Below are 13,449 nucleotides of genomic sequence, written 5' to 3' on the forward strand. Positions count from 1 at the left end.
AAAAAATTTGAGATCTATAGAAATATGAGAAAGAAGGCAATCATTTTTGGATTGCCTTTATCCCTGTTCGCACTGATGATGGTATCCATAATAGCTTCTCTTCTGGTCATCATCTTTTCTTTCAGTTTTGGGATTATTAGTGGTGTATTCCTTTTCAATTCGGTCTTGTATATCACATTAACCAAGTCAGTGAATAATCCTCAAATATTTTATGTGGCCAAAGTATTCCCAAAAATCATCAGTAATAAAAAAAATTCAGGCTTCGACTATGAAAAAGATTAACCTATCTGCCCATAATCCTATTGTAGATATTCGAGACAATATCATTTTTGCCAATAATGGTAATGTGGTTTTGTGTTATGAAGTGATCTTACCAGAGATATATTCCCTATCTGAAAAAGATTTTGAAGATATACATGGAGCATGGTTTCAGGCACTTAAATCACTACCGGTAGGAACTGTTGTCCATAAGCAGGATATTTATTTAAAGACAGCCTATTCGTGCGAGAAATTACCACGCGAATCCTTTTTAGAAAAAGCCACCCATGATCATTTCAAAGGAAGAGGATATATGCAACATCGCAGTTTTCTCTTTTTTATACTGCCCAAAAATAAAGCCCTTAATAATTCCAAATATGTCAATCCGTTTAGAAATATCTCAAAAGCAATTGTTAGGGAATTAGATGATATTGTACAAAGCTTTACAGCTGCAGTGAGCGATTCGGTTTCATTTATCAATAACAGTCGTAAAATAGAACTGGTTGCGATGGAAGGTAAAGGTATAGAGCACCTGACTAACAACTATTTCAATGGTTTCAATAAAGGCTTTGACACCGATATCTTACTGGATAAGAAAAATGTCAATATTGGTGAAAATAATTTTGACACCCTGGCCATCAACAGCGAACTATGTTTTGGCGAAAGTGTTCAAAGTAGCAAGACCAATGAAAAATTCACTTCAGACGATTTTGTGTTTCATCAGGGATTTATTGATGGTTTAGGGCTCACCCTGAATGAAAATCATATGATAAACCAGATCATATACCTGGACGACAAACATAAATGGAGCAGGCTGCTGGATAAAAAAGTGGAGGAATTAAAAAAGAGTTCCAATTTCGGATCTCAAAACAAAATAGTACTGGGAAAAATACAGGATACTCTGGATCGGATCAATGGGGATGAAAATTCCAGAATCATACGCGGTCATCTAAACATCATCTATTGGGATCGGAACGCTAAAAATTTGGATAGAATTGCTTCCAAAATAAAGACCGAATTCAAAGAGCTGGACATTCTACCCTACTACCCCGGAGGTGAAGAACGTAAAAATTATATACTAAACAGTTATTGCTGTTTTTCCTCCAATTTCTCCAATGAAGATCTATATGTGACAGACCTAAAACATGCCCTGTGCCTGTTTATTAATAATACAAATTATAAGTCTGATCCTACAGGTATCATCTTTAATGACCGGGAACATAATATCCCTGTACTTAAAGATGTCTGGGACGAGAAAAAGAAACGGATCAAAGCTCGAAATTTTGCCATTTTTGCTCCCACTGGTGAAGGCAAATCCTTTTTGGCTAACAACATCTTGAGACAATATTTTGAAAGTGGGATACGCTTGGTCATTATAGATCTGGGAGGATCCTACACCAAATTTGCTAAACTATATCCGGGACAATATACTGTACTTCGCTATGAGAGTGGAAAGAGTCTAGGTATCAATCCTTTCTACATCAATAATAAAAATGATCTAAGCCCGGAACGTCTGGAAGATTTGTCGGTATTCTTATTCGAATTATTTGCTTCTGATCTGAAAGTAACCAAAGCCCAGTCGGTTTCCATAAAAAAGATATTACGCCACTATTATATAAACACACCTGGGAATCATTCTTTGGATAGCTTTTATCACTTCATCGAAAGCAATCAAAAAGAGCTGTTGACCAAACTCAAAATCCATCCCGACTACTTCAACATTACGAACTTCTTACATATCATGTCGGAGTATGTTGGCGATGGTCTATATAGTTTTCTATTTGAAGTCAGCGAAGATCAGACCTATAAAATCGAGGATAAACGTCTGATCGTTTTTGAACTGGATGAAGTAAGGGATAACAAGGAAATCCTTTCGGTGATGTTGAAGCTGATCAAGTCGGCTATACAAAGAACCATATGGAAGAATCGTTCGGAAAAAGGAATTATCCTTTTTGATGAATTTGCCAAACAGCTAAAATTTGAAAACGTACTAGAGAGCGTAGAATTTTACTATCAGGCTATTCGTAAACAGAACGGTGCTATCGGAATCATTTTACAATCGATCAACCAGCTTCCCAATAATTCCACTTCAGCGAGTATTCTGGAGAACACACAGGTGATTTACAGCCTCCATAACGAAAAAGGATATGAAGAGCTGGTAAGACGTTTAAACCTCTCCAAACATGATCTTAACCAGTTAAAATCTATTAAGAACAACCTTACCGGATCCAGAAAATACACAGAGATCTTTATAAAGATTGGAAAACAAAGCAATGTATTCCGTCTCGAAGTACCCATGGAAGTTTATGCGGCATATCTGACTGACGGGTCAGAAAATGACAGCATCATGGCGCTGTATGACCAACATAACTCCATGGAAAAAGCAATTACAGAATTTATTAATCCTAAAAACAGGAAATTATGAAAAAGCAAACTCTAACTTTGATTGTAGTAATGGCTATAGCCTTATTATTGCCTGCACGCGCTGCGTGCCAGGGAATGCCCGTTTATGATAATACCAATTTTATCAGTCTGGTAAAATCCCTTGTAGAATCAGCAAAACAGACAGCCAATCTGGTAAAGACGGTTAATTTTCTAAAAGCTCAAAAGGAGAATATAGAAAAGGTCAATAGTGTCATCCAGGATCTGAAGGCTGTTCGGGAGATCGGAAGAAATAATCAGCGATTGATCAGCGTCATGCAGAATGACCTTCGAGACATTCTTAATTCGCCGTATATCGAACCCGATGAAGTAACCAGGGTCACAGAATCCTTTGATGCCGTAGTGGAAAATTCTCTGGCAACCATGGATTTTATCGATGAGATCTTATCCAGTGACCATTTAAAAATGAGTGACGCAGAGCGGGCCGAGGTATTAAAACAAAAAGAACTGGAAAGCCAGGAAATGGTGAATGATGTGCGCTTGAAAACCAGGCGTTACCAGGACATCATCTCGTTTCGGAAGATGCAGGACAGGATCAATAACCGGGAAACTGCTTTTTAATGACAGCTGGTGCCATCATATCCGCAGTAGGTCTGGAATATATTGATACTGTATTCCAGACGATTCAGAGTAGTGAGTTCTCGCAATACACTATAGTAGGAATGAAAACCTTAGCTGTTTTATTTTTCCTGGTCAACATTCTGAAGAAATATAATGAGGGTGTAGCGGAAAAGGATGGATATACCTGGGGTCTTAGTCCAGGTGAACTGGCAAAGAATTTTGCCGTGGTATTGCTGGTTATTTTCTCTACTCAGATATTGGGATTTTTTGATGGGATCCTTGTAGCCATAGAGAATCAATACCGTGAAACTGCTCCTGCCCTCCTCCCCCTACAGATGCAGGAGATCCCGATCGAAGAAGATGTATCCGCACTGGACGCGATGCGCAAAGCCATGGCCTTATTATATGAAGCACTGGTCACTCCATTATATGGTTTTAAAACTTTTGCCTTTCTGATCAGCCTGTTTTTATGGATCCTGGATCTGTTCATTTATCCCCTTTTTCTTGCGGAGCGCTATTTTATCCTGGGAATCATGCAGGCTTTCTTCCCTTTGATCCTTAGTCTTTCGGTATTTGAGAAATTCCGTTCGATGGCCTATAGCTTTTTCAGATTATATGCGGGAGTATATATGCTTGTTCCTGCTTTTTTTCTGGTCAATGTATTTATTAACGCGCTCTATACGGAGATTAATACCAACTTCTGGCAGAACCTTTTCGGAACCGATTTCGGAAGTAATTTCTTTGCTCCGGTGGTGGAACTGGGATCGATTGGTTTTATCGTCTTTTTAAAATTCAAATTATACCGCCGCGCCATCTCCTTTACCCTGAGATTATTTACCAGCTAAAACCTTTGCCAGTTATGGAAAAGATAGATCAGAATAAGCAGATGTAAAAACATTAAACACAAAAACTATGAAAACTCCTTATAAAGATATTTATACCGTCTTAAAACTCAACCGATTTATTGTATTAGCAATTGTTATAAGCGCACAAATATTTAGTGCTTTTGCCCTCTGGGTCACCTTCACAACGAATAAAAAAGCGTTGAACTCTGCTTTTGCCATTAACAATGACGGGAGTATTATTCCTTTAAAACTAGTCACCCAAAAAGAAAATTTCCAGGTGGAAGCATTAGCACATTTAGACCTGTTCCACATTTACTTCTACAATATTGACGCCACCAATTATGAGAAAAACCTTGAAAAGGCATTATGGTTGGGTAATGGTTCTATTGCCGATCTATATCGCCAGAAAAAAGCCGATGGTGTTTATAATCGCCTGCTTCAATATTCATTGGTACAAAAGGTCATCAGTATCGAATCGGACATCGAAGAAATGGATGATCATTATAGGTTTAGAACAACTACCACTTTTGAAATCAACCGAGGCTCTATTGTGGACACTTATGAACTTATTTCCACGGGAAAACTTATAACGGTAGACCGGCATTTTCCAAATAATCCTCATGGCCTCCTGATTACGGATTACTTTGAAAACAGTCTGAGAAAAATCGTTCCTGAATCTTAAAACATATTATGATGAAAATAGAAAAGAATAAGATCGTGGTTGGGAGTATCATCGCTATCACCATCATTTTTTTGATCTCTTATACGATCATGATCACAGGTGATGATCAAAACGAAGACAATAACCTAAAACAAACGTCGGTTCCAGAGCTGCGGGAAGATCCACCATCCTATGATTCGAAACTGGATGCCATCAACGACTTAAAAGAGGTAAGGGAGACCAATGTCCCGAGTATTTATGATGAAAAACTGATGGATTCTCTGGGTTATTACGATGCAGAACTTCCCGAAAAGGAAAAACAGCACATTATCGATAGTATTTATTTTTTGGGAGAAAGAAGGTATGCGGAAGTAAGTGCGGTGGCTGCCCGGTCTAAAAAATCAATTCCCAGGAAAATTCAAAGGACAGATACTTCAGCAATTCGGGAGGAAGTGAAGATCCAGGCTAAAGAGATGGGACTGGAGCACCAGCTTTTCTTTGCATCCAATCCTAAATCAAACAACATTGCTGCTTCTGAAACTACCGATTCGGAAATTTTAGCTGTAGTCGATGGTACCCAGGTAGTTAGGTCTAATTCCCGGCTCCGTTTACGGCTATACCAGGATGCTACTATCGGCAATAAGCCGATCCCAAAGAATACCACCATTTTTGGTTTTGTAAGCTTTCAGCCTAACCGGGTGCTTATCGAAATAGAGAATTTAAAACATCAACCAACCGCATTAAAAGCTTTTGATCTACAGGATGGAAGTGAAGGTATTTATGTGGAAAATAATTTTCGTGAGGAAGCGACTACCGAAGTCCTGGATGATCTATTAGGAGAGATCAATATTCCCAGTGTGCCACAGGTAAGTGGTTTAGGCAAACTACTAAAAACCAAAAATCGTAATGTAAAAGTTACGGTCCTCAATAACTATAAACTCATATTAAAACCAGGCTTATAAACACCTGGTGTAAATTAAATTCTATGTCATGAAAACATATCTTCTTATTTCCGCGATGCTCTTAACAGGCATCCAACTTTATTCTCAAAAGGCAGAACGATTGGACACGATTTTTGCCAATGAGCACAAAAACGTGGCTTTATTTTTTCCGCAGCCTATCAGCCAGGGTATTACAGGTGCCAGCCATTTTGTTTTTACCCATAACAGGGAAAGACAACAATATTTCGGCTTATTACAGGCCAAACCAGGTAAAGAGAGTAATCTTCTGGTAATAGATGCCGGAGGTTCGGTGTACTCTTATATCCTTAAGTATAGGAAGGACCTCTCCAGATTAAACTATTTTATCCAGGGTACAGAACGTATAGGCAATGCAAAGCCTGATCGACCAGGCCCTGCTAAGAAAGTAGAACCAAAAAGAAATCAGTTCGATAGAGATACTCATTATCAAAGTTTTGGTTCCTATCTCTTACGTAAAAAGGAGCGGATTGGTAGGATAAAGAAAAGAAACCAGGGCATCATATTAAGTGTTGAAAATATAGTTTTTAACCAGAACGAACTGTATTTTGTAATTCAGATTGAGAACCAATCCAGCCTGGATTATGATGTTAATTTTCTGAATCTATCTGTGACTACCAGGCAAAAGGGAAAGAAAAAATCGATGCAATCCCTTAAAAAGGACCCTGTATTCGCCTATAAAGCTCCTATGAAAATTAAAGAAGGCCACACTGCTCGAATGGTGTATGTATTTCCTAAGTTTTCTCTGAGTAACGACCGGCAGGTATTACTGGAGCTTAACGAAGCAAAGGGTGAAAGGGATGTGGTTTTAAAAATCTCTCATCGGTTTATAAATAATCCCAATTGAAAACCAACTGACTATCCGAAATCAAGGTTTTAAGATAGACCACTTTATATCTTTTAGTCTGGATCCGATATTCATCAAAGATTGCAATACTTCTTTTTCGTCTGGTAGTTCTCCGGTTAGTAATTCCCTGAATTGACCATTATAAGTTGGGCTTAAACTTTCCCAAACCTTCTCGGTATTTTTAAAAAACAAGGATTCTAACGGGTGTTTGGACAACCATTCTTTATCTGTGGGAATAGCTTTATCATCATCTTTCCCTACCTGCAAAAGCATTACTTCAAAATCATCTGATTTTAGGAATAACGAAATTTTATACTCCTGCAGTAACTGGTGTAAATCGTAGGTATGTCGGATCTTATTTTTTAAATCCTCTAAAGGATTCTCCGTATATGAAAATCTTACCAGGCTAATGATTTTTTCGCAAAAGGTTCGTTCGATGCTTATTGCCGTTAAATTAAAAGGTTCAAGTTGATATTCTTTTATAAGGTCCTGATTGTTTGTGGTCGCAATAAACTGTGTGATCATTGAGTGCACGCTGACTTTTTGTGACGGGTAAGATCTGCCTAAGCTGGAAACTTCCAAAACAATCTGGTCCCGAACCTGCCCATATATACCTTTTACCCCTACTTTATCATAACCGTACACCAACTTTCTAATTTTGCCTTTTTTATTTTCCAGGGGGTGATCAGGAACAAGCTTCATTTCTGATTCCAACACACTTGTGACCTTCTTAAGTTTTCTTTTTAAAGAGTTATCTGTTTCTCCATTTTCTTTTATGACAACGAGATCAATATCCTCGGAAAACCGTTGAATGATACCATAGCATTTAGATAGCGAAGTTCCTCCCTTGAAAACGGTAATATCTTTGGAGTTGGGATCCGTAAAGATGATTTTAAGGGCAAAGGTCACCCAATAATCTTTTTCTACATAGATTTCAGAAATTCCGAAATGTTGGGCAGTGGCCACGATGGCACCTTCAAAAGCGGCTTTATAGTGATGTAATTTCATTAAGAAATATTCCAGTTTGAGATTGTAGGTAAGATGCTTTTGGATAAGCCAAATTTATAAGTACTCAGATAATTGATACTGTCTTTTAGTGATGTACTGAGGGAATTTAAAGAAAGAGCTTCAAGGATGGCACCTAACAGTGCTCTCACCTTTGGAGGATATGCTTTGGCAATAGCAATCAGTTTATTTTTCTCTACATCAGTAAGCTCCTGAATTTTTTTCCTTAAAAAGGTGATTCCTCTTTTTTTATCCATATCCGGAATATTTTTAAAATCTTTTATAACGTCTAATAATTGAAGTAACGATACATTGTTTTCTTCAACCGGCACATACGCTTTTGCAGGTTTAATGACAAGATTACCTATTTTGGCTTTGATCTCTTTATTACCTGCTACCCTTACCACATTCGAGATTTGAGTGGTCAATCCCAGTTCATTGTATAGTCTCAATCCGGTAACGTAAGCAATCTGTTTGTCCTTTTCAAAGAGATACAAGTCAAGAAGTGTAGTTTCTCTGGGCTTTAATTCCCCAAAAGCAGTTTGTTTAGGTTTGTAATATACCCCATTTTTATATCTCCTGATTACATCATCCTCAACTAATCGGCTTAATGCCTTTGCAGCAGCAAGGAATTCATTTGGAGGAATTCCAAGGGTATCATAGGTAAAAACCTCTCCTGAATCTAACTTATTAATTTTACTTTTGATGGATGCTGCAATATTCATAGTACAGCAAAGATAATCTTTAAACTGAATTATGTCAAGTTTTTTCTGGTTTTTACTTGACTAAATATACTGTTATTGTAATTATTTAAAAATGGATTTAGCTTCCTGATAAATTCTTTCAAAATTCCTTTCCAAATCAGTTGAAGAAAACTCCTGAGCTTTTACAGGGAGCTCTCTTACAATCCTTTGTAATTTAAACTGTACTTTTTTATCCTTCCCATCAGCGTATGTGATAAACTCTCCCTGTTTCAATCGAAAGAAAACATCTGCTCTAATTTTCGGAATTTCATTTTCCCCGGTAATCACTCGTGTATCGAAATTCAGGTTATGGCCACTACTCACACTCTTAGTCGGATCTTTTATTATCTCAAAGAAACGTTCATAATATTTCGCGGTATCAGGATCATTTACCTTCCCAAAGAACTGGTAAGATAGATTGCTTAGAATAGCCTTACTGGCTTTATCCCCATACATCATGTCATTCTGGATCTTATCCTGCATCACATATACAGTGGCAATATCATAACTTCTTAAAGTAGCCGGAATGCGGTGCATATTCAGTAATCGTAAGGTAGGTGCTTCTTCCATCAATAGAAATGACGGATTAGAATTACGTACACTCATTTGTTTGGTAATGGTATGGATGATGGCTGCAATTACCGCAGAATAGGAAGATTCAAATTTAGGGTTGTTCACTACGGAAATTACTGCGGGGTTTTCGGGATTATTTATATTTAAAGGAACGTCATCTGCAGATAGGGCCATAAATATACTTTGGGTACTGATCCGTTTTAAGGCATTGGCCAGGGTACTCTTTACCCCTGCAGTCTGTCTTTCTGAATCTTTACCGCTAATAAAAGCATCTGCCATCGCCCTGGAGGTCCTGTTCGAGTCCAGGAAAGCTATAAGGCTCTCTGTGTCCAGAAACTGGTATATCGCTATTAAATGGGGCAATGTACAATATTGTGGATAGGATGTTTTCAATTTCCAGATCATCCCTCCTATTAAACCTTCTGCTGCATCATTAAAGAATTTTGTGGTTCCGCTTGTGCCTGATTCCTTTTGCTCTAATAGATTCTCAATGAGAACTCTGGAAATTTCATTGACGCTCTCTTCATTTTCCAGATAGCGGGGTGCAATCGGATTGACCCGGTGGATAATTTTATCAAAAGAGATGATCTTAAAAGGAATATCTGAATCCTTAAAAAGCGGATAAGCCATTTCGGTAAGTTCAAAATCCTTATAATCATGGATTACCCCACAGAAATTGTACTGCTGAAAATGCTTTAGAAAACCATAGACCACACTTTCCGTTTTTCCACTACCGGCAGACCCGATGACGGATGCACCTCGTTTGATATTAGCAATTTTAAAATCTTTACCACTGGTTTTAAAATTTACCTGATACTTCCTCGCAACCTTATCCTTTATTTCAGTGGAATGACAGAAAACATAGAAAACCGTATTGATTAGTAATAAGGGGCAACCCACATACAGTAGGCCTTCTGTAATCAGCTGGGGATAAAAGTAGTAAAGAATAAACCCTATTAGCAAAAGGGAATTGATCAAAAATGCATATCTGGAAATACGGTATAAACCGAAAAAAAGCAGACTACAAAAAGCGACGATTATGGTGGTATTTACAATGTTGAATTCTTCCATATCATTTATATTATTTCATTTAAATTCCGATAGAGCTTGATTTAACTGTTATATCCACTCCCCTTCTCAACCGGTTAAAAACTTTTAAAGCCAACTGGGCTTTATTGGTTGGGATGTTTGGCATCATAGGCATTCCGGTTTCTTTTAGCATTTTCATGGCAATTGCTTTTTCACTGGTTGGCAGTTTCATCAAATTTGAAAAATAACTTCTAGGGTTTTTAATGAACTCTTTCCTGGCAGTATAGGTTTCCACGAAGTTTCGTTGATATCCGAAGTTCTTATCGAATGTTTTTTCAGCTTTTCCAAAGAATTTATCACGATCAAAACCCCGTTTAACTGTTTTCCCATTCAACTGAACCTTCGATGCCTTGTATTTGCTACCGGGAGATAAGCTATACTTATTCGAAGCATCCCTGCGGCTCACTATAACATGAATATGGCTTTGGTTCCCTTCTTTGGGCATTCCCTGTACAATTCGTTGCCCTGCTTGTTTATGGGGAGCTGCTTTTTCCAGTTTATTGATCTCCCGTTTTATCTGGGTAATATTTCCAGAGCGTTCCTCACGCTTTACTTTTTGGATATCATTTTTTAGTTGAAGTATTTTGGTAGCAAAAGGCTGGTTTTCCCGTACCTGTTTATCGGTGCCTTTAAAAAAGCGTTGATGTTCAATTTTGGCGTAGTATTTTATATCATTAATATTGACCGGTCGGCCATTGAGTTCACGATTAAAAGAAGCCACATAATCTTTCATCACTGCGCGAGTATATTTTTTTAGATCTTCGCTGTCGTTTTTCAACCTGTTCAATTCATATTTTGAAGGACTTATCGTAATAGAATAAAACCTGGGTTCGGTTTTTTCCAGTTTAGCGGTATTGGCATCAATTTCCCGAACTACTTCCTCTGCCGAAATTTGATCATTATACTGATTAAAAAAGTACTCCTTATCCTGCGAATCCAATCCCTGATTTTCCTTTTCCAGGTAGTCCACAAAGTCGGCTGAACCTTGAGAATAATTCCCCCCTAATTTTTGTGCTGTGATGGTGATATACATCTTTAATAATTTATGAGTCTTGTTGATTTCGTTCCTGATATTTGGGTTGTTTTTCTTCCGTATTTTTCTTCTCCAGGATCAAGGGTTGTTTTTTAGGTTCAGCTTCCTGGAACAAGGATTGCATCATGGCTACCGTTGGTTTAGTTTGTCCTTTCTCAATATCTTTTAAGATAGCGATGACTCCGTTGATCCTTTTCTTGATCAGGTTTTCCAGGGTTTGCATTTTAGGGCCCATAGATTCCGTTGGAGAAATTCCATTATCCTCAAAAAACTCCAGCATTAAAAGCAAGGTCATGGATTTTGACATAGAAAGTTTTTTGCAATAGCCGTTGAATTTCTTTGCAACGGAAGCCTTCAGACTTATGCTTTTAAATACTTCTTTTTCATATCCTTTATCCATTTTTCCGTGAAATTTTTGTTGATTTTACTGGGCTGTGAAGTTTTTTCCGTGAAAAAATGACTTCAAAAAGCTTTTAATCGAAATTCATTTAATTTTAATTAATTGATTATCAATTAATTAGTGTTGACAACCAGATATATAACGCGGCTTTGCCCGTTATCCTCTTGCTATTCCTTTTCGTCCCGCCAGGCGGGACAAAAATCTCATACAAACTAGACCAATGTCCATTTGCATTTTGAGGAATAAAATTCCATTATGTAAAAAATTATGATAGGTAAGGATATCAGCGAAAGTCAAAAATTGGGATACCTTACATAAAATTATGTGCTGAAGTTCAGCTAATTAAATATACTATATTTTTTTCAAAAGGAAATTTATATGCTATAGAATGAAAAAAATATTTTAATTTTATTATTCATTTAATTCCATACTTGGAAAGAAAAAAAGGAAGGTTCAGGTAACAGCGAATTTTCCTTTTCTAAAATTTTAGACTACCGGTAACTAATAAAAATTTGAGTGGTAGAATAAAAAAATACCCCTAAAGTTTTTAGAGGTATTTTATAAGGGATTAAAATATATTTTACAGGATACCTTCATCCGTAAAGCTTAAATAATCACCATCTGGTGTCAGTATTAAATGATCCAGGACTTTAATATCTAACATTTCCGCCGCTTTGGTAATTTTTTCAGTCAGGCGTTTATCTGCTTCGCTCGGTTTCAAAGTTCCGGACGGATGATTATGTGCAAGGATCACGGAACAGCTAAGGCTCTTGAGAATAACCGCAAACAAGATTCGTAAGTCTACGAGTGTCCCCGTAATTCCACCGGTGGAAACTTCAAAAATGCCTTTCACTTTATTTGCGTTATTAAGCAGCATTACTTTAAAAGTTTCGTGCAGGCCGATCTGGTCTTTGTTCCAGGTATTATATAATAGTTCAGCAGCATTAACAGATGAACTTATTTTAGGCGCCTGAGAGATCTTAAAATTGCCCTGATATTTTATCGATATTTCATTAACTTTCGTTTTCATTTTAATCTGATTTAAAGGTTAAAATTGAAAAAGAGGGCGTTACCGTGAGCAAGTACCCGCCCTCTTTTAATTAACTACTGCTGGCTTTCCGCCTTAGCAGTTCCATTGCCTAAAAGAAGAATTTCACTGGCTACCACTTCGGTGACATATCGTTTCGCTCCTTCTTTGGACTCATAGGATCGAGTGGTCAATTTGCCTTCAATGGCTATTTCTTTTCCGGTGCCCACATAATTCTCTACGATTTCAGCGGTTTTCCCCCATGCCACAACATTGTGCCATTGTGTATCCTGTACTTTTTCTCCTTTTGAACTTTTATAAAATTCATTGGTTGCAATTGAAAAGCTGGCTACTTTTTTACCACTTTCAAGATTTTTGATTTCCGGGGTTTGCCCCACATTTCCGATTAACTGAACTTTGTTTCTAAGCGTACTCATAATTAAAAGATTTAAAAAATTAATAATTGATTTACTTATTATATCCGGAGCGTTTTCCTGTTTTTGATTTTTTTTACTTCGCTTCCGGGTATGTTGTTTTGAAATGATTTCATGAGATTTTTATTTGATTTACTTCCTATAGAGCCGTGTGCTGTTACCTTTTTTGATGCTGATACATTTTCAAGAATTAGAATTAGGGAAGACTTATAAAAAGGAGTATGCGACTGGCTTATGCAGTCTGGACTAACTTCTAAATATTGGTATTTTGCATTACAAAAAAGGTAGGGACAGCAACGGCCGGGAAGAAAATGGAAATACTGAAATTAAAAAACAACCGGAAGCGAAGTAAATGAATAAATGGAATTCCTATTAAGCGGGCGTCCTTTGTTACTTAGTTTATAGAATAAGGCTATAAGATTAGCACAACTTATTATTTATCGAATACATCAAGAGAAAAAATGAAAAGGATGCTCAAGATGTTCTAAAGAAAGCTCTTTACCCAAAATGGAGTATTTAGCGAAATGAAGCGGTAATGTGCTGACTGCTATACA

Annotated in this window: 14 protein-coding genes; 7 read left to right on the forward strand and 7 right to left on the reverse strand. The window is 37.2% G+C overall.

Translation table 11 applies throughout. The annotated features are described in order from the left end of the window. The first annotated feature begins 75 nt into the window (after nt 1-75). From Q1K34_RS10670 to Q1K34_RS10700, 7 genes are all read left to right on the forward strand, one after another. Nucleotides 76-282 (forward strand): hypothetical protein, encoded by a 207-nt coding sequence (locus Q1K34_RS10670; protein ID WP_300438419.1) that lies wholly within the window; start codon nt 76-78, stop codon nt 280-282. Next, entirely contained in the window at nt 269-2,683 is a 2,415-nt protein-coding gene (locus tag Q1K34_RS10675) for a TraG family conjugative transposon ATPase (RefSeq protein ID WP_300438339.1), read from the forward strand. The genes Q1K34_RS10670 and Q1K34_RS10675 overlap by 14 nt, the downstream gene beginning before the upstream one ends. Continuing rightward, on the forward strand, nt 2,680-3,261 hold the full coding sequence (locus Q1K34_RS10680) for a conjugal transfer protein (RefSeq protein ID WP_300438342.1): 582 nt from the start codon (nt 2,680-2,682) through the stop codon (nt 3,259-3,261). Before Q1K34_RS10675 ends, Q1K34_RS10680 begins: the two co-directional genes overlap by 4 nt. Further along, complete coding sequence (locus tag Q1K34_RS10685) at nt 3,261-4,106, forward strand: hypothetical protein (protein ID WP_089663765.1); 846 nt, start codon at nt 3,261-3,263, stop codon at nt 4,104-4,106. Before Q1K34_RS10680 ends, Q1K34_RS10685 begins: the two co-directional genes overlap by 1 nt. A 67-nt stretch (nt 4,107-4,173) precedes the next feature. Further along, nucleotides 4,174-4,788, forward strand: a complete 615-nt coding sequence (locus Q1K34_RS10690; RefSeq protein ID WP_300438349.1) for a conjugal transfer protein TraK — start codon at nt 4,174-4,176, stop codon at nt 4,786-4,788. Nucleotides 4,789-4,799: 11 nt separating this feature from the next. Continuing rightward, nucleotides 4,800-5,729, forward strand: coding sequence for a conjugative transposon protein TraM (traM, locus tag Q1K34_RS10695; RefSeq protein WP_300438422.1), 930 nt, complete (start codon nt 4,800-4,802; stop codon nt 5,727-5,729). A 28-nt stretch (nt 5,730-5,757) separates the two neighbouring features. Continuing rightward, complete coding sequence (locus tag Q1K34_RS10700) at nt 5,758-6,591, forward strand: DUF4138 domain-containing protein (RefSeq protein WP_300438352.1); 834 nt, start codon at nt 5,758-5,760, stop codon at nt 6,589-6,591. Between the two features lie 21 nt (nt 6,592-6,612). Here the strand turns inward: Q1K34_RS10700 and Q1K34_RS10705 are convergent, their stop codons facing one another. The 7 genes from Q1K34_RS10705 to Q1K34_RS10735 all read right to left on the reverse strand — a co-directional run bounded on the left by Q1K34_RS10705 (nt 6,613) and on the right by Q1K34_RS10735 (nt 12,898). Continuing rightward, entirely contained in the window at nt 6,613-7,599 is a 987-nt protein-coding gene (locus tag Q1K34_RS10705) for a nucleotidyl transferase AbiEii/AbiGii toxin family protein (RefSeq protein ID WP_300438355.1), read from the reverse strand. Further along, entirely contained in the window at nt 7,599-8,321 is a 723-nt protein-coding gene (locus Q1K34_RS10710) for a DUF6088 family protein (RefSeq protein WP_300438358.1), read from the reverse strand. Before Q1K34_RS10710 ends, Q1K34_RS10705 begins: the two co-directional genes overlap by 1 nt. A gap of 81 nt (nt 8,322-8,402) precedes the next feature. Further along, entirely contained in the window at nt 8,403-9,983 is a 1,581-nt protein-coding gene (locus Q1K34_RS10715) for a type IV secretion system DNA-binding domain-containing protein (protein ID WP_300438361.1), read from the reverse strand. Nucleotides 9,984-10,002: 19 nt separating this feature from the next. Further along, a complete protein-coding gene (mobB, locus tag Q1K34_RS10720) occupies nt 10,003-11,034 on the reverse strand; it encodes a MobB family relaxase (protein WP_300438364.1) in 1,032 nt (343 codons plus the stop codon). A gap of 10 nt (nt 11,035-11,044) precedes the next feature. Further along, nucleotides 11,045-11,434 (reverse strand): BfmA/BtgA family mobilization protein, encoded by a 390-nt coding sequence (locus Q1K34_RS10725; RefSeq protein ID WP_300438367.1) that lies wholly within the window; start codon nt 11,432-11,434, stop codon nt 11,045-11,047. Nucleotides 11,435-12,014: 580 nt separating this feature from the next. Beyond that, the gene (locus Q1K34_RS10730) at nt 12,015-12,464 is read right to left on the reverse strand and encodes a JAB domain-containing protein (protein ID WP_300438370.1); all 450 of its coding nucleotides are present in this window, start codon (nt 12,462-12,464) and stop codon (nt 12,015-12,017) included. 74 nt (nt 12,465-12,538) lie between these two features. Beyond that, nucleotides 12,539-12,898, reverse strand: coding sequence for a single-stranded DNA-binding protein (locus Q1K34_RS10735; protein ID WP_300438372.1), 360 nt, complete (start codon nt 12,896-12,898; stop codon nt 12,539-12,541). Between the last annotated feature and the right edge of the window lie 551 nt (nt 12,899-13,449).

This window comes from Christiangramia sp. (genome assembly GCF_029937855.1).
Taxonomy (GTDB): Bacteria; Bacteroidota; Bacteroidia; order Flavobacteriales; family Flavobacteriaceae; genus Christiangramia.